Here is a 16821-nt window from a genome sequence, read left to right as displayed (position 1 = left end):
TAATAGTGTGAATAACGCGCAGCGATAAAATGTATCGCTGCGCCCTCTTCTCTTTATATCAGGCCAGTTGTGTCTGCTGACGGGCAGCATGTCTCGCTGTCATGACAAACACCATAAGACCGGCAACACCCAGCGCAACGCCCACCCAGGCGGTAGAGATCCAGCCGTAGCCAAGCGACACCGTCAGACCACCGAGATACGCGCCCATGGCATTAGCAATGTTTAGCGCCGAGTGGTTCATTGCGGCAGCCAGGGTTTGCGAGTCATTGGCGACATCCATCAGGCGAATCTGCAGCGACGGCAGCAACACCGAACAGGTGCCGATCAGGAAGGTCGCCAGCAGTCCGGTCGCCACATGCTGAACCAGCACCGGGAAGGCCAGCATTACCAGCACGTTCCATATCAGCGTCCAGCCAATAATATTCAGTACCGAACCATCCGCCAGACGGCCGCCGACGAGATTACCGATGATCATCCCCAGACCGAATGCCACCATCGCCCAGGGTATTAACGAGGGTGAGATGCCGGCAATATTAATTAGTGTCGGTGCGATATAACTAAAGATCGCGAACATTCCGCCAAAGCCTACCGCGCCCACCAGCAGGGTCAGCAGCACCTGTGGGTTTTTCAGCGCGCCCAGTTCCCTAAGCGGATGCGCATCTGCATCGCCTGCGACATAAGGAACATAACGACCAATCAGCAGGCAGGTCAGCAGACCAATCGCGCCCACAAAGGTGAACACCACATGCCAGCTGAAAAGTTGTCCTATCCAGGAGCCCAGCGGCACGCCGATCAGGGTCGCTACCGTCAGCCCCAGCATCAGGGACGCCAGCGCGCGGCCACGTCGCTCAATGGGTACCAGCGAAGCCACACCGAAGTAGGCGCCGTGCGGCAAGCCTGTGAGGAAACGCGCAACAAGCAGACCGTGATAGCTATCAGCCATCGCGCTGGCGACATTACCGATGCTGAACAGCGCCATCAGGATCAGCAGCAGTGATTTACGCGCCATCCGCGCCGCCAGTACCGCAATAAACGGTGCACCTACCACCACGCCCAGCGCGTAACTGGCAATAGCGTTACCTGCCTGCGGCTCAGTGATTGCCAGAGAGCGTGAAACATCCGGCAGCAGGCCCATCATGATGAACTCACCCGTCCCGATGCCAAAGCCGCCCAGCGCAAGGGCCAGTAATGCCCAGCGGACAAAACCGGCATCGTCGGTTTTATGATTTTTTCTTAACAAAATTGATTCCCAATGGCCTGAACTGAAAAAAACGGAAGTGAGCCGGAGGGAGAAAGCAGAACATGTTCCCGTCCGGATAGAGCGGTCAGACTATAAAAAGGAAGAACGTGCTTAGCAACCCATTTTGTGATCTGGATCACTAAAAGCATTCAGTGGCGTGCAATGCCTGCTTTGCAGATTGGAACCAGACCGCCGGGAACACGTTCATGATTCGAAGGTCATTCAGGCCTGGAGAGCCCATAATTGCTTTACGGGCCAGTCATTGCGTGCCTGTATTCACCCGCCGGCCAATGTCTTTCAGCTGGGAGTATTTCTCCAGCAGCTGTGGACCATCATCCAGGCTCATGGCAAACATCCACATATAGGTCATCACCGAATAGATGTGACCCGCATCAGTGCCGCCACGGCTGGACATCACTGCAATGGTGGCAGCAAACAGCAGCGCCGCCACGCTACCAATCGCCAGATAACCGCACGCTTCCCTGTCGGAGAGGCGGATGCGCAGGCTGGCCAGCACGCCATAGTGACGGCCAAGTGACGCGGCGTTCGCATTGCTGACAAAGCTCACCTCTTTCTCCAGCCGGTTATTCAGACGACCAAACAACGCGTCGTTTTTACGGGTAAACCCCGGCAGAAAACAGGCAAAGAACAGCAGGATCGCCAGACAGCCTGCGCCGGTCCAGAACTCGATAGCCAGCAGCATCACGGCGGCACCGGTCATCGACGCCAGCGAGGTTATCAGCACTGGAAGATGTTTCTCAAAAAAGTCGACAAATTCACGTGACAACGCCACCCGCGCGGCAATCGTTGAAGCGCTCTGGTTTTCGCTGCGCTGCGCCACGATCACCGGCACGGCCAGTTCAGCGTAGATGCGGGCAAAGGTGCGGGTATCCACACTGCGTCTTGCTGCGCCAATGGCCCACATAGTAAAGACCATCGCGGCATAGAGCACTGCATGCCAGGTCCTGCCGGAGATAATCGCATTGATCGCGAAGCCTGCCAGCAGTGGATAGAGGAGATACATGACATTCTCCGCAACCACCAGTAGCAGCGTGAGGAACAGCTTGCGGCTATGGCGACGGCCAAGCATTTTTAATGTCAGAATAGCGCTGCGGGGAGCCGCAACAGGAAGGATAGTTTTTGAGGAATGCATAGTTTCTGTTTCTGATATAGTTATTATTGAGCGGTCGCTCAAGCACAAAAAACAGTCTATTTGAGCAACCGCTCAAAGTCAATGTAGCCATTATCGGGAGAATAATGAAAGAGTCAGCTGAAGCATTGAGCACCAGGATACTGGATGCGGCGATAGTCCTGTTTATTGAAAAAGGGATTGAAAAAGTGACTACCCGGGAGCTCACCGAATCAATGGGTATCTCACGCAGTCATATCTACCACTATTTCAGTAACTGGCAGACACTCTGCCTGGCGGCGCTGGAGCGCTTCATGCAGGTGGATTTTGAAACGTTTGCTGACTCCCTGAAAATGCTCACACCCCGCCAGCGGCTGGCAACGCTTATCGAAAGCCATTTGCCGAGCGCACCGGATGCAACCTGGCAACTCTATGCGTCGTTCTGGCAGACGGCTGCACATAACGAAGCCTATGCGGCGCTGGCCGATGAGATGACGGATGCCTGGCAGGGTTTGATGGAAGCGATTATTCGTGACGGCGTCACGGATGGGACATTGCAGTGCAGTAACGTGCCCCGTACCGCCAGACAGATCAGCGCCATGCTCAACGGCTATGCCGACCTGCTGACCATCAATCCTTCTGAAAAAAAAGCACGCGAAGCACTGGCAGACTTAAATCAATTTATTGATGCTGTCCTGTCATAAACCCGATTAACCGGTTTATTAGCGAGACGGCACCGACCAGATATTAATTAAATGTTAATAAAAGGTTTATTATTTTAATTAGTCGGCGGTTTATTGCTGCTATAAATGCAGCTTCCGCAGTCAAACAGACTTATACCTTTTCTGTCTGATAAGGCCTCTTTTTGATAGCGTTTTTACCCGGAAACAGCTGTTTACACAGATTATTATCATTGACTTAGCGCAACCGGAGTCAGGTAAGCTGGTGTTTTTACGCCAGTTATTGGAAAGCAGCTAACGAAGCGGCAAGAATAGATGCGCTCAGAATCCCACCAAATGATTGATTCCTATAGTAAAGAATCCGATATCTGATGATGAAATTAAACATTGAGTCGGACCTTAAAAACACCTATATTGGCCGCGCTTTTACATAGCCACCCATTTTAATTCATTTATTCAACTGTGACGCTACGCCCGTCCCGGTTGTAGGAGAGATATGATGACGGATAAAGTCCGTATTGATAGTTTGAATGCACAGAACGCAAACGCTACCAACGAAACGTATTTAGCCCGTCAGGCTGAATTTGAATCAAACGTTCGCAGTTATCCTCGTAAATTGCCATTCGCAATTGCGAAAGCTCAGGGTGTCTGGATTACAGATGTCGAGAATAATCAGTATCTCGACTGTCTTGCAGGTGCAGGAACGCTGGCGCTGGGACATAACCATCCCGATGTTTTGCAGAGCATTCAACATGTCATTACCAGCGGCTTGCCGTTACATACTCTTGATTTAACTACGCCTTTAAAAGATGAGTTCTCTGAGTACCTGCTCTCCTTATTACCGGGCCAGGGCAAAGAGTACTGCCTGCAGTTTACTGGCCCGTCCGGCGCAGATGCCGTTGAAGCGGCGCTGAAACTGGCGAAAAAGCACACCGGTCGTTCCGGCATTATCAGCTTCTCCGGTGCCTATCACGGTATGACCCACGGCGCGCTGTCGGTCACCGGCAACCTGTCTCCGAAAGAAGCCGTTGATGGCATGATGCCGGAAGTGCAGTTCATGCCTTATCCGCACCTTTACCGCTGCCCGCTGGGCATTGGTGGTGAAGCGGGCGTAAAAGCACTGACTTACTACTTCGAAAACCTGATTAATGACGTTGAAAGCGGCGTTCGCAAACCCGCTGCCGTCATTCTGGAAGCGGTTCAGGGTGAAGGCGGTGTTAACCCGGCGCCAGCGGAATGGCTGCAGCGTATCCGCAAAGTCACCAAAGAGCATGGCATTCTGCTGATCATTGACGAAGTCCAGGCGGGTATTGCCCGTACCGGTAAATTCTTCGCCTTTGAACACGCGGGTATTGAGCCAGACATCATTGTGATGTCCAAAGCGGTCGGTGGTGGTCTGCCACTGGCAGTACTCGGCATTAAGAAAGAGTTCGATGCCTGGTCACCAGGTCACCACACCGGCACCTTCCGTGGTAACCAGCTGGCAATGGCCACCGGCCTGACTACCCTGAAACTGCTGAAAGATAATAACATCGCTGACAAAGTCGCGGCACAGGGCGAATGGCTGAAAGGCAAACTGGGCGAGCTGCAGCAGCGCTATCCGGTCATCGGCAATGTGCGCGGTCTGGGTCTGATGATCGGCATTGAGCTGGTGAAACCCGACGAGCCTGCTGACCACATGGGCAGCTTCCCGGCAGACGGCGAGCTTTCTGCGCTGGTTCAGAAGAAATGCTTCGAGAACGGCCTGATTCTGGAGCGTGGCGGACGTCACGGCAGCGTATTACGTCTGCTGCCTTCCCTGCTGATCACGGATGCAGAACTTGACGTGTTCATGGATAAATTTGAAAACGCCCTGCTGTCAGCTGGCGTGAAACCAGTTTGAGTGGAGTGAATGCAATGTCCCGGTTAAACCCGATTCTGGCGGCCTCAGAACAGAGTACTGAGGCCTACCAGCAGGCGATTGCCCAGAGTAGCGCGGCTGTCGTTAAGTGGCTGGAACAACCTGAGATGTATCAGGGAAAAACCGTCGCAGAGCTGCGCGAGCGCATCACGCTGGACTTCAATCCTCAGGGCCTGGGCAACCAGGCCGCGATTGAACGCGCCATTGAGTACTTCCTCAAAGATAGCCTGTCGGTGCATCACCCACAGTGTGTGGCGCACCTGCATTGTCCGAGCCTGGTTATCAGCCAGGCGGCGGAAGTGCTGATCAACGCCACTAACCAGAGCATGGATTCATGGGATCAGGCACCGTCTGCCACCCTGATTGAAATGAAGCTGATTGAGTGGCTGCGCACCCAGGTGGGTTATCAGCCTGGCGACGCGGGTGTCTTCACCAGCGGCGGTACACAGAGCAATCTGATGGGGCTGATGCTGGCGCGTGATGCCTGGTTTGCCCGCCAGGGACATTCGGTACAGCAGGATGGCTTAACCGGCGATCTGAAGAAGATTAAAGTCTTCTGCTCAGAAAACGCACACTTCTCCGTACAGAAGAACATGGCGCTGCTGGGTCTGGGTTATCAGTCCGTCACGCAGGTAAAATGTGACCGCTTTGCCCGCATGGACATGGATGACCTGCGCCACAAGCTGGCCGCATCCAAAGCCAACGGCGAAAACATTCTGGCGATTGTTGCCACAGCCGGCACCACCGATGCGGGTGCGATCGATCCACTGCGTGAGATCGCGGCGCTGGCGGCGGAAGAGAACATCTGGGTGCACGTCGATGCGGCCTGGGGTGGCGCACTGCTGCTCTCAGAAAAATATCGCGATTATCTGGATGGCATTGAGCTGGTCGACTCCATCACCCTGGACTTCCACAAGCAGTTCTTCCAGACCATCAGTTGTGGCGCTTTCCTGCTGAAGGAAGCACGTCATTATGAGCTGATGCGCTACCAGGCGGCCTACCTGAACTCTGAGTTCGATGAAGCGCAGGGCGTGCCGAATCTGGTGTCCAAATCGCTGCAGACCACCCGCCGTTTTGATGCACTGAAACTGTGGATGGGCCTGGAAGCGCTGGGTCAGAAGCAGTATGCCGAAATCATCGATCACGGTGTGACGCTGGCGCAGCAGGTTGCTCAGTACGTTGATGAACAACCTGCGCTGGAGCTGGTGATGGAACCGCAGCTGGCCAGCGTGCTGTTCCGCTATCGTCCGGCGCATCTGGCGCACTTCAGCAGTGCGGATATCGCCCTGTTGAACCAGCGTATCGGTGATGCTCTGCTGGAGTCAGGCCGCGCTAACGTTGGCGTGACCGAGCACGATGGCGTGACCTGCCTGAAAATGACGCTGCTGAACCCGACAGTGACGCTGGATGATATCAAAGTGTTGCTGACGCTGGTGGAAACCACGGCACAAAAGCTGGTGTAATTTACCCGCAATCCGCAGTCCGTCGCATAAAACAAAACCAGCCGCCAGGCTGGTTTTTTCGTTCAGGCAGCTCTGTTTTCCAGTCCCAGCTTTTCAGCCAGGCACTGATGCAGACCTGGACGATTGCCAGATGCCCTGCCCCGGTCTGTCTCAGCGCGCGTGTGGCTCATCCAGCATCCGCAGATGGTCATCTTTATTGAGCGTCATCAGTGCCACAATACTTACCAGTGCCGTCGCCATCACATACCAGGCGGGAATATCGGGGTTACCCGTCTCCTTAATCAGTCCGGTGATGATTAATCCTGCGCAGCCGGAAAACACCGCATTGGAGAGTGAATAGGCCAGCCCAAGCCCGGTATAGCGCACCCGCGTCGGAAACATTTCGGACAGCATCGCGGGTCCTGGCCCGGCGAGCAATCCGACTACCCCGCCCGCGATAAACACCACCAGCGCTTTTATCAGCAATCCGGCGCTCTCTGACTGCAACACGTTTAACAGCGGCAGAGAAAGCACCAGCAACAGTACCGCCGCCGAGACCATGACTGCCCGTCGCCCAATCCTGTCGCTCAGCATTCCGGCCGGAATAATCGTGGCGGCAAAGCCGAGGTTGGATATCACCGCAATCAGCAGCGCCTGGTTAAAGCCAGTATGCAGCGATGCCTGCAGATAAGTCGGCATGATCACCAGCCAGGTATAGCCCGCCGCCGACCACACCATCAGCCGGCAGATACCCAGCAGAATCGTTTTCAGTGTGTCACCCAGGCTGGCGTCGATTTTTGCTACAGGTTGCGCCTGCTGCTGAATAAATGCCGGCGTCTCCTCCATCTGAACCCGCAGCCAGAGCGCCAGAACGCCCAGTGGCAGCGCGACAAAGAACGGAATGCGCCAGCCCCAGCTCAGCATCTGCTCCGGCGTCAGCAGCACCGAGAGCAGCGCGACAATGCCCGCGCCTGCCAGCAAACCCAGCGCCACGGTAAAGGATTGCCATGCGCCATACAGACCCCGCTTACCGCGCGGCGCAAACTCGGTCATCAGTGAAACTGCCCCGCCATACTCGCCACCCGCGAATAGCCCCTGCAGGATGCGCAGACCGGTCACGATCAGCGGCGCCAGAATACCCAACCGGGCGTAGGTGGGAACCAGACCAATAGCCGCCGTCGCCAGCGTCATCATGATCAACACAAAGATCAGTACAGGTTTGCGCCCGATGTGGTCGCCCATACGGCCAAAGATGATCGCACCCAGCGGACGGAAGAAAAAAGCGATGGCGAATGAGGCATAGGTCAGCAGCAGCCCGGTCAGCGCGGATTCCCCTTCCAGCCGGAAGAAGTTCTGCGCAATAACGGTAGCCAGAAAGCCATAAACCGCGAACTCATACCATTCAATGAAATTTCCTACCGAACCGGCAAGCAGAGCACGTTTACGGCTGGCAGAGCTGAGCAGATTTCCAACGGGTCCGGACATGAGCGACGTTCCTTTCTAGAGCATCATCAGTTGCTTATGATTAGCACAATCACTGCATGCCTGCGCGCTCTTCTGCCCGTCACGTTAACCCGAACACATAAAAGCAGCGATGATGCGCCGCGGGTGAGCTTTTTCACCTTCAGTCCTTGCACAACCGCTTTACGATTGTCAGGATGTGCGGCATTGACTGAATCAGGCGGATAGACGATGAACGCACACACCTCAAAAGATCCTCTGCATGGCGTAACGCTGGAGATGCAGATTAACAGTTTAGTCGCGCAGTATGGCTGGGCGGAGCTGGGAAAACGGATCAACATTAACTGCTTTAAAAGCGATCCCAGCGTTAAATCGAGCCTGAAGTTTTTACGTCGTACCCCCTGGGCGCGGGCTGAAGTCGAAGCGCTTTATCTCGACTCGTTAAGTGCGCAACCGGCAGCGCGTGAAGAACCGTCAGACGCGGATCAGGCCCCTGCTGAAGATCCCTGGGGAAACTGGCGCGACAAAACGCCGGAGTAATACCGATCAGGCGGCAATAAAAAAGCCCGCACAGGTTAACCTGTGCGGGCTTTTTTTACGTCAGGTCGCTGTTACAGCGCCATATCGTGTTTCGCTGAAGGCGCAGCCTTCTCAGGCTGTGCGGCCGGCGCATCTGTGGTTTTGCCTTCCATGTTGATCACGGGCGGCGTGGTCAGTTGCAGAGTCTGAGCGGTCTCATTCCAGACCTGCTGCAGCAACGGCACGTTGTCATTCAGTTTCTGACCGTAACCTGGGATCATCTTGTGGATCTTCGCCTGCCATTCCGGTGACTTGAACTCTTCCGGGAACAGTTTCTGCATCACGCTCAGGGAGATAGGCGCTGCGGTTGAGGCACCAGGAGATGCACCCAACAGTGCCGCCACGGTTTTCTGCTGATCGGTCACAATTTCTGTACCCAGTTTCAGCACGCCACCTTTATCAGCATCTTTCTTGATGATCTGCACACGCTGACCGGCCTGAATCAGTTTCCAGTCCTCTTTCTTCGCGTCCGGATAGTATTCCTGCAGTGCTTTAAAGCGATCTTCATCACTCAGCATGACCTGTCCGATCAGGTATTTCACCAGGTCGAAGTTATCCATACCCACATCGGTCATCGGCACGATGTTATGAGTCGTGGTAGTGCTCAGCAGATCAAACAGCGAACCGTTTTTCAGGAACTTGGTGGAGAAGGTCGCAAACGGTCCAAACAGCACGACGCGTTTGCCGTCCAGATAACGGGTATCCAGATGCGGAACCGACATCGGCGGTGCACCGGTTGACGCCTGACCATAGACTTTCGCCAGGTGACGATCGGCAATCGCCTTGTTTTCAGTCACCAGGAATGATCCGCCTACCGGGAAGCCCGCATAGTTATCCGCTTCCGGGATACCGGTCTTCTGCAGTAATTTCAGCGCACCACCACCCGCACCGATAAAGACATATTTCGCGTCAACAGCACGTTCGTTGCCGTTTTTAGCGTCTTTAATGGTGACGTGCCAGGAGTTGTCGCCGTTACGTTTGAAGTCGGTAACTTCAGAAGAGGTTTCAAGACGGAAGTTATCGTTCTTTTTCAGGCTGCCGATCAACTGACGGGTAATTTCACCATAGTTAACATCGGTGCCAACTGGCGTCCAGGTTGCGGCCACTTTCTGCTGTGGATCGCGACCTTCCATGACCAGTGGTGCCCACTGCTCGATCTGCTTGTGATCGGTAGAGAACTTCATGCCCTGGAACAGCGCCGTTTTCTGCAACGCCGCATAGCGTTTGGTCAGGAAGTCGACGTTGTCGCCCCAGACGAAGCTCATGTGTGGCGTTGAGTTAATGAAAGAGCGCGGATCGTGCATTACGCCCTCTTTAACCTGTGAGCTCCAGAACTGGCGAGAAATCATGAACGCTTCGTTAATTTCCAGCGCTTTAGAGACGTCGATAGAACCGTCTTTACGCTCAGGCGTATAGTTCAGTTCCATGTTGGCAGAGTGACCTGTACCGGCATTGTTCCAGCCGTTAGAGGATTCCAGTGCCACGCCATCCAGCTTCTCAACCATGATCTGTTTCCAGCCAGGCTGCAGCTCTTCCAGCATGGTGCCCATTGAGGCGCTCATAATGCCGCCGCCAATTAACAGGACGTCAGTTTTTTCTGGTGAGGTTTCAGCGTGAAGGGCTGAAGAAACTAACAAGGCCGCGAGGGAAAGAGTGGGAATAACTTTCTTTGAATTCATCATTTTAATCTACAGCTCAGACGGTACTGGTTAAAAAAAGTCCTCAAAGTTTAAAATAATGTTATTTGTGAGTTAATGTGAAAATAGTTATAAAATTAAAAATAGCAATTTAGCCTTATTTTAATTACAAAAGGCTTACTGAATTGCTCACATATTTTAACCACACATTAAGGGTGTCCTTTGAATTATACAATCCCCTAACACAAATATTGTTTGAGTGCGACTGCCCACGCGCAGGCCGCTAAAACTGTACTGATGCGGTGAGTTAGCGTATGTTTCCTGGCGATCTCCCATCCGTGCTGGACATTCATGAAAAGCCAAACACAGAATCGATATGCCGTGCCGAAACGACCAATGAAACTCAGTACTCTGACCACCCTGATGATGACCGCCGTTATCATCACGGTATTGGTCGCTGTCCATGTGCTCTATTTCGTTCAGATTGATAACTTTGCTCAGTCGCATCTCAAAGACAAGGCGATGGCAGTGGCTCGCACGCTGGCAGACACGCCTGAAGTTCAGCGTGGTTTGTTGTTGCCGGACGGCAGCAGTCAGATTCAGCCGCTGGCTGAAGCGGCCCGCAAGCGTAACGGTCTCCTGTTCGTGGTGGTCACGGATATGCAGGGTATTCGCTTTTCACATCCCAATGCGGCGGTGATTGGCAAACACTTTGTCGGCAATGATATCTATCCCACGCTGGACGGACGGGAAAATGTCGCCGTCAATCATGGCGTACTGGTGGAGGCACTGCGGGTATTTACGCCCGTTTATAACGCACAGCATCAGCAGATTGGCGTCGTGGCGATCGGCATCGCACTGAATGATGTGGCGGCCCAGATTGCTAAAAGCCGCTGGAATATCGTCTGGACAGTCCTGTTTGGTGGTCTGGCAGGCCTGCTGGGTATGCTTATTCTGGTCAGGCGACTAAAAACCATCTTATTGGGGCTGGAGCCGCACGAAATTTCCAGCCTGTTTGAGCAGCGTCAGGCCATTCTGAATTCAATTAAAGAGGGTGTGATTGCAGTAGACGATCAGTCGCGCGTCAGCCTGATCAACCACGCGGCTCAGCAGTTGTTACATGAGACGACCCGCAAGATGCCGTCAAGCGGCGATTTGATTGCAGAAGAGAGTGTGATGCATCGTCATCAGCAGGATGCACTGCATGCAGGTAAAGCCTGGTACGACCAGGAGTTGACGCTCGGTAACCGGATCCTGATCAGCAACACCGTGCCTGTTCGCAGTCGCGACCGCATAATTGGCGCGGTGACTACCTTCAGGGACAAGACGGAGATTAGCCAGCTGATGCAGCGGCTGGACGGCATGGTAAACTATGTGGATGCATTACGTGAGCGGTCCCATGAGTTCATGAACAAGCTGCATGTGATTCTGGGCCTGCTGCACATGAAAAATTATGCGCAGATGGAAGAGTACATCCTGAAAACGGCTAACGCCTATCAGACTGAAATCGGTTCACTGCTGCAAAAGATTAAGTCGCCGATCATTGCCGGCTTCCTGCTCAGTAAAATCAACCGGGTGACCGATGAAGGCCATCAGCTGATTATTGATGAAGCGAGTTTTCTGCCTGACTGCGGCAGCGAGGAGCAGAACGCGGTTCTGATTACCGTACTGGGCAATTTAATTGAAAACTCGCTCGAGGCGCTGGACCCGGAAACTGAAGGGGAAATTCACCTCATGCTGCACTATCAGAACGGCTGGCTGGCCTGCGAAGTGAGTGATGATGGGCCGGGCATTGACGGCAACCAGCTCAGCACCATTTTTGAGCGCGGTGTTTCATCAAAAGGCGACGATCGTGGTGTCGGATTATTTCTGGTGAAGCAGCAGACCGAAAGCCTGGGCGGCAACGTCAGTGTCGAATCGGAACCGGGTGTATTTACCCAATTCTTGGTACAACTTCCGTGGGAGAGAGGAATGATTACCCAATGATCAATGTGTTAGTTGTCGACGATGATGCGATGGTAGCCGAACTTAATCGCTGCTATATCGGGCAGATCCCAGGCTTCATGTGCTGTGGCACCGCCTCGACCTTACAGCAGGCAAAAGAGCGGCTGGCTCAGGACGAGCCACAGGTTGATTTAATCCTGCTGGATATTTATATGCAGCAGGAAAACGGCCTCGACCTGCTCCCGGAACTGCGCAGTGCCGGACGTCCGGTCGATGTGATTATCATCTCGTCAGCCGCCGATGCCGCCACCATCAAAACCTCGCTCAACTATGGCGTAGTGGATTATCTGATCAAGCCGTTTCAGTTTGCCCGCTTTGAAGAGGCGCTGACCGGCTGGCGACAGAAAAAATCGCTGATGGATAACCACCAGTTCTATCAGCAGTCGGACGTTGATCAGCTGTTGCATGGAAATCCGCCAGGCGCCAGCGAGCAGAAACGCCTGCCGAAAGGATTAACGCCGCAGACGCTGCGCACACTCTGTCTGTGGATCGATTCGCATCCTGGCACCGAGTTCTCTACCGATGAGCTGGCAACGGAAGTGAATATCTCTCGCGTCTCCTGCCGCAAATACCTGATTTGGCTGGCGCAGATTAATATTCTGTTCACCAGTATTCACTATGGTGTCACGGGCCGTCCGGTTTACCGCTACCGCCTGCAGCCGGAGTATCACACCTTACTCAAACAGTACTGTCAGTGAACCAGCCGGTACCCGGTGTCCAGTAACTGAAACGAAAAGTGACGTTGTGACGAGCAGATGATCTGCCTGTCACGGGTCACAAAGATCGCTTCAATGCCCGGTTTATCTGCCAGGCAGGCCATGCCCTTTTCGACACCTAAGCCATAGAGCAGTGTCGTGTAGATGTCACCATCCAGTGATCGATCAGAGATCACCGTGACGCTCATCAGCTCGGTATCCAGTGGATATCCGCTGTGCGGATTGAGGATGTGGTGATAACAGATGCCATCCAGCTCGAAATAGCGCTCATAGACACCCGACGTCACCACCGAGCGGTTGTTCACGCCAATCACGCCAATCAGCTCATCGGCCTCACCAAAAGGTTTTTTCAGGCCAATTGCCCAGCCCGCCTCTTCGGGCGGCGCGCCCACCGTCTGCACGTTCCCGCCCAGATTAATCAGCGCACTGCTAACCTGCTGCTGGCGCAAAAACGCCTGTACTACGTCGGCAATATAGCCCTTGGCGATGGCGCCCAGATCAATCTCCATTCCCGGCCGGGCCAGCATGACACTGCGACTTGTGGCATCAAGGATGACGTCATGGGGATTCGTCAGCGCCATGCGCATCTGAAGGTCGGTTTCTGACGGGACGCTGTGTCCCTGAAAACCGATTTTCCAGCACTTCACCAGCGGCCCGATAGCAAGATTAAACAGGCTGTCCGGCAGCAGGCTGACGGCATGTGCGCAGGCGATCAAATCAAAGACTGGCTGGCTGACGACCACAGGATGCTGACCGGCCGCGTGATTAACGGCCATCACTTCAGACGCCGCGCGATTCACCGTGAAAAGGTTCTCCTGCTGTTTGATCAGGCGGAAAACCTGAGCGGCCAGCGTCTGGTTGTCTTCGAAGAGCTTCAGCAGAATGGGCGAACCCATTAAAACAGCGGAGTAAGCATAGACACGCGCATCAGTTAACATAGGCGACTCTGCTTTGAATAGGAAAAGACCGGCACCCGCAGGTGCGGATGCCGGAGACTGCCGTTAACGTCGGGCGTAAGCGGCGGCGTTACCACCCGCCAGAATACCGAAGATGATGATATCTGCCACGGCGTTACCGCCGATACGGTTCGCGCCGTGGATGCCGCCAACCACTTCACCACACGCCCAGGCACCGTTGATCACCTGCTTCTGGCTGTCCAGCACCGCTGTAGTGGTGTCGATAGTGACGCCGCCCATGGTGTGGTGGACGCCCGGAGCAACACGAATCGCGTAGAACGGCGCTTCACTCAGCGGATGACGCAGCGCGGTCTGACGACCAAAGTCTTCATCCTTCTGCATAATGACGAAGTTGTTGTAACGGGCCAGCGTTGCTTCCAGGGTGTGATGCTCACTCATGTTGAGTTTCACCGCCAGTTCTGCCACGGTTGGCGCGCTGATCACAAAACCTTTCGCGATATATTCGTCAGCCGCTTTGTTGTTCATACGCACCTGCTCATCAAACACAATCCAGGCACTCTTTTCTGGCAGCGCGATGATTTGTGCGGAAACTTTGTCGCGGGTTTCCATTTCGTTGTAGAAACGTTCGCCCGCCTGGCTGACCAGGATGGCGCCGCCGCCGCGAATGGATTCGGAGACAAGATAAGAGGTGGTCTGCTCAACCGTTGGGTGAATCTGGATTTCACCCATATCCACGGTGCCGGCACCAATTTTTTCCAGCATCGTAATACCGCTGCCGGTGGCGCCTTTATGGTTGGTCGTCACGAAGCCATCGAGTTCAGGACGGTATTTCACCACCAGCTCACGGTTAGCACTGAATCCTCCGGTCGCCACAATCACGCTTTTGGCGTTCAGAATACGGCTGTCGTTGTACTCATCAACCACTTTCACGCCCGCGACTGCGCCATTTTCGTAGAGAATCTCGGCAACGGAGGTTTCCAGCAGGACTTCAATGTTGCGGCTGTTGATATTTTTTACCAGGCCGCTAATCAGGAACCCACCCACCGCTGAGCGGTCAGCCGGACGGTGCGTACGGTCGATGCTCATCCCGCCGGTAATAGTGATGTCGTTAAGCTCAATGCCTTTATCCGCCAGCCACTCAATTGCTTCAGGTGCCAGGTCAACAAACTCACGCAACAGCACCGGATTGTTTTTGAACTGACCGCCTTTCAGCGTCTCTTCATAGAACAACTCTTTGCTGTCTTCAATGCCTTTGAGTTTCTGGAAGCGGGTTTCAGCGGCGTTCATGCCTACTGACGCTTTAATTGTGTTGCCGCCAATGGTCGGCATCTTCTCGATGATCACCACGCGTGCGCCTTCATCGTGCGCCTGAATCGCCGCCGCCAGACCGGCACCGCCGCTACCCACAATCACCACATCATAATTCTGTGGTGCGTTAGGGTTACCGCCTTCCTCGATCACGTGTTCCTTACTGGAGGTGGTCATCGCGCGTGAAACCGCTTTTTTAAGCGCCTCACTCTGAGTGGTTGCACCGGTAATCGCATCAACGTGTGGGCTGTTCGCCACCAGAATGCGGCTACGCAGGCTTTCAAAGGTGGTGGTGAAGTCCACATCCAGCGTGTCATCCGGCACCAGCGAGATGTCGGTGATACGGTCGGTATCCAGCGTGACGTTGATTTTCAGCTTCAGCGCTTCGGCTTCAACTTTTTCCTGATAGACGCCCGCTTTGTATTTACGGCCTGATTCGCTGGTGTCGCGGATCATCGCATCGACCAGCGAGAAGCGCCACAGCGGTTCAGGGATCTGCAGCTCTTCGCGTTTGTTGCTGTCGATGTAGAGCTCAAGGTGTTCATTGTTGATGATGCGATCGGTCCAGTTCGGATAGGCGATACAGGCTTTACCAATCGCGACCAGATCGTAACCCTTCTCCAGCGCCAGCTCCGCATCCGCTTTGTTCACCACGCCGCCGACACCGATTACCGGCACTTTTGCCAGCTCAGGTGAGCGCATCGCGACGAATTTCTCAATCAGCGGCGTCGGGTCCTGAGTATCGACAATCGACGGACGCAGCAGCTGGCCGACAGAGAAGTGAACGTAATCGAGTCCACGCGCGGCCAGTTTTTCCAGCAGATAAAGCGTGTCATCAAAACGGATGCCGGGGACTTCGATCTCTTCCGGCGAGAAGCGATAGCCGATAATGAACGAGTTATGCGCGAAGCGCTCCGCCATCTTATGGGTGATTTCCAGCACTTCCAGCGGGAAACGCGCGCGGTTATCGCGGCTGCCGCCCCACTTGTCATCGCGCTGGTTAGAGTTGGGTGAATAGAACTGCTGAATCAGGTAAGTGTTGGCACCATGAATTTCGACACCGTCGAAACCGGCCTTGATGGCGCGGTTTACTGCGTCACCAAATTTGGTGATCATGGTATCGACCTCTTCAGCGCTCAGCGCGAGAGGCTGCGTTGCCCCTTCACGAGGCGCCGCGATGGCGCTGGGCGCAACCGGTGTTTTTCCGCCAATCAGTTCTGGCTCAACCATACGGCCGCCGTGATAGATCTGCAGAATGGCGGTTGAGCCTTCAGATTTAATTGCGTCCGCAATACGTTTGAGTCCGGGAATTTTATTGTCGCTGTCGATAGCAATGGCACCTGGAAATGCCGGGCCACGGTTATCAATAAAACAGCACTCTACAATCACCGTACCGATGCTACCCGCGCGGGCGCGATAGTACTCGACCAGCTCGCTGGTGACCGTGCCGTCGTAAAAACCGGTACAGGTGGTCATCGGAGCCATGACCAGCCGGTTTTTTAAAACAGCGCCATTGGGCAGGGTAAGTGGATTAAGAAGGGGAGTGAGAGATTTCATTGCGATAAACTCCAAAATTTAAAAAGTCTGGAAATTTTTAGCGGACGCAAATTATCGCTTAATTAAGTGGTCCGATGTCATAACGTTAATATACTCTTTTCTTTGCTTTCTTAAGCGATAACTTTACTTTTATAACTTTTAAACGATTTTTATTTTTTATTTGCCGGGAGAGTAAAACGAAGTTATATTAATTGTTAACTATCAGTTACCAAAAATCAACCATTCATTTACACAACAAATAAGTTAATTAA

Annotated in this window: 12 protein-coding genes; 6 read left to right on the top strand and 6 right to left on the bottom strand. The window is 53.8% G+C overall.

Annotated features, from left to right (window positions below; genetic code table 11):
- Positions 1-58: 58 nt before the first annotated feature.
- Together NP77_RS19960 and NP77_RS19955 are read right to left on the bottom strand one after the other, a co-directional pair.
- On the bottom strand, positions 59-1240 hold the full coding sequence (locus NP77_RS19960) for an MFS transporter (RefSeq protein ID WP_039661409.1): 1182 nt from the start codon (positions 1238-1240) through the stop codon (positions 59-61).
- 259 nt (positions 1241-1499) lie between these two features.
- Positions 1500-2393 (bottom strand): ABC transporter six-transmembrane domain-containing protein, encoded by an 894-nt coding sequence (locus NP77_RS19955; RefSeq protein WP_039661408.1) that lies wholly within the window; start codon positions 2391-2393, stop codon positions 1500-1502.
- A gap of 104 nt (positions 2394-2497) precedes the next feature.
- On the opposite strand from NP77_RS19955, the gene NP77_RS19950 reads away from it, so the two are divergent.
- From NP77_RS19950 to NP77_RS19940, 3 genes are all read left to right on the top strand, one after another.
- On the top strand, positions 2498-3073 hold the full coding sequence (locus tag NP77_RS19950; RefSeq protein WP_039661407.1) for a TetR/AcrR family transcriptional regulator: 576 nt from the start codon (positions 2498-2500) through the stop codon (positions 3071-3073).
- 472 nt (positions 3074-3545) lie between these two features.
- Positions 3546-4931 carry a diaminobutyrate--2-oxoglutarate transaminase gene (locus NP77_RS19945; protein ID WP_003851454.1) on the top strand — a complete coding sequence of 462 codons (1386 nt, stop codon included), beginning with the start codon at positions 3546-3548 and terminating at the stop codon, positions 4929-4931.
- Positions 4932-4945: 14 nt separating this feature from the next.
- Positions 4946-6412 carry an aspartate aminotransferase family protein gene (locus NP77_RS19940; RefSeq protein ID WP_039661406.1) on the top strand — a complete coding sequence of 489 codons (1467 nt, stop codon included), beginning with the start codon at positions 4946-4948 and terminating at the stop codon, positions 6410-6412.
- A gap of 150 nt (positions 6413-6562) precedes the next feature.
- Here the strand turns inward: NP77_RS19940 and NP77_RS19935 are convergent, their stop codons facing one another.
- The gene (locus NP77_RS19935; RefSeq protein ID WP_039661405.1) at positions 6563-7876 is read right to left on the bottom strand and encodes an MFS transporter; all 1314 of its coding nucleotides are present in this window, start codon (positions 7874-7876) and stop codon (positions 6563-6565) included.
- 207 nt (positions 7877-8083) lie between these two features.
- Here NP77_RS19935 and NP77_RS19930 point away from each other — a divergent pair, with 207 nt between their 5' ends.
- Positions 8084-8392, top strand: a complete 309-nt coding sequence (locus NP77_RS19930) for a VF530 family DNA-binding protein (protein ID WP_039661404.1) — start codon at positions 8084-8086, stop codon at positions 8390-8392.
- A gap of 71 nt (positions 8393-8463) precedes the next feature.
- Here NP77_RS19930 and mqo read toward each other — a convergent pair whose 3' ends face one another.
- On the bottom strand, positions 8464-10113 hold the full coding sequence (gene mqo / locus NP77_RS19925) for a malate dehydrogenase (quinone) (RefSeq protein ID WP_008924706.1): 1650 nt from the start codon (positions 10111-10113) through the stop codon (positions 8464-8466).
- Between the two features lie 351 nt (positions 10114-10464).
- Here mqo and dcuS point away from each other — a divergent pair, with 351 nt between their 5' ends.
- Both dcuS and dcuR read left to right on the top strand, forming a co-directional pair.
- Complete coding sequence (gene dcuS, locus NP77_RS19920; protein ID WP_003851467.1) at positions 10465-12054, top strand: DcuS/MalK family sensor histidine kinase; 1590 nt, start codon at positions 10465-10467, stop codon at positions 12052-12054.
- On the top strand, positions 12051-12770 hold the full coding sequence (dcuR, locus tag NP77_RS19915; RefSeq protein ID WP_039661403.1) for a two-component system response regulator DcuR: 720 nt from the start codon (positions 12051-12053) through the stop codon (positions 12768-12770). Before dcuS ends, dcuR begins: the two co-directional genes overlap by 4 nt.
- Here the strand turns inward: dcuR and NP77_RS19910 are convergent.
- Entirely contained in the window at positions 12764-13726 is a 963-nt protein-coding gene (locus NP77_RS19910) for an FAD:protein FMN transferase (RefSeq protein ID WP_008924708.1), read from the bottom strand. The genes dcuR and NP77_RS19910 overlap by 7 nt on opposite strands.
- Before the next feature lie 63 nt (positions 13727-13789).
- The gene (locus NP77_RS19905; protein WP_039661402.1) at positions 13790-16570 is read right to left on the bottom strand and encodes a flavocytochrome c; all 2781 of its coding nucleotides are present in this window, start codon (positions 16568-16570) and stop codon (positions 13790-13792) included.
- Positions 16571-16821 lie beyond the last annotated feature (251 nt).

This window comes from Pantoea sp. MBLJ3 (assembly GCF_000816655.1).
In the GTDB taxonomy this organism is placed as follows: domain Bacteria; phylum Pseudomonadota; class Gammaproteobacteria; order Enterobacterales; family Enterobacteriaceae; genus Pantoea; species Pantoea eucalypti.
The sequence above is the reverse complement of the archived record's forward strand: the minus strand, read 5'-3'. Positions and strand labels throughout refer to the sequence as shown.

Coding starts and splice junctions, on each gene's coding strand:
- NP77_RS19950 (WP_039661407.1), top strand. CDS start 2,498: ATGAAAGAGTCAGCTGAAGCATTGAGCACCAGGATACTGGATGCGGCG.
- dcuS (WP_003851467.1), top strand. CDS start 10,465: ATGAAACTCAGTACTCTGACCACCCTGATGATGACCGCCGTTATCATC.
- NP77_RS19930 (WP_039661404.1), top strand. CDS start 8,084: ATGAACGCACACACCTCAAAAGATCCTCTGCATGGCGTAACGCTGGAG.
- NP77_RS19940 (WP_039661406.1), top strand. CDS start 4,946: ATGTCCCGGTTAAACCCGATTCTGGCGGCCTCAGAACAGAGTACTGAG.
- NP77_RS19945 (WP_003851454.1), top strand. CDS start 3,546: ATGATGACGGATAAAGTCCGTATTGATAGTTTGAATGCACAGAACGCA.
- NP77_RS19935 (WP_039661405.1), bottom strand. CDS start 7,876: ATGTCCGGACCCGTTGGAAATCTGCTCAGCTCTGCCAGCCGTAAACGT.
- NP77_RS19905 (WP_039661402.1), bottom strand. CDS start 16,570: ATGAAATCTCTCACTCCCCTTCTTAATCCACTTACCCTGCCCAATGGC.
- dcuR (WP_039661403.1), top strand. CDS start 12,051: ATGATCAATGTGTTAGTTGTCGACGATGATGCGATGGTAGCCGAACTT.
- mqo (WP_008924706.1), bottom strand. CDS start 10,113: ATGATGAATTCAAAGAAAGTTATTCCCACTCTTTCCCTCGCGGCCTTG.
- NP77_RS19910 (WP_008924708.1), bottom strand. CDS start 13,726: ATGTTAACTGATGCGCGTGTCTATGCTTACTCCGCTGTTTTAATGGGT.
- NP77_RS19955 (WP_039661408.1), bottom strand. CDS start 2,393: ATGCATTCCTCAAAAACTATCCTTCCTGTTGCGGCTCCCCGCAGCGCT.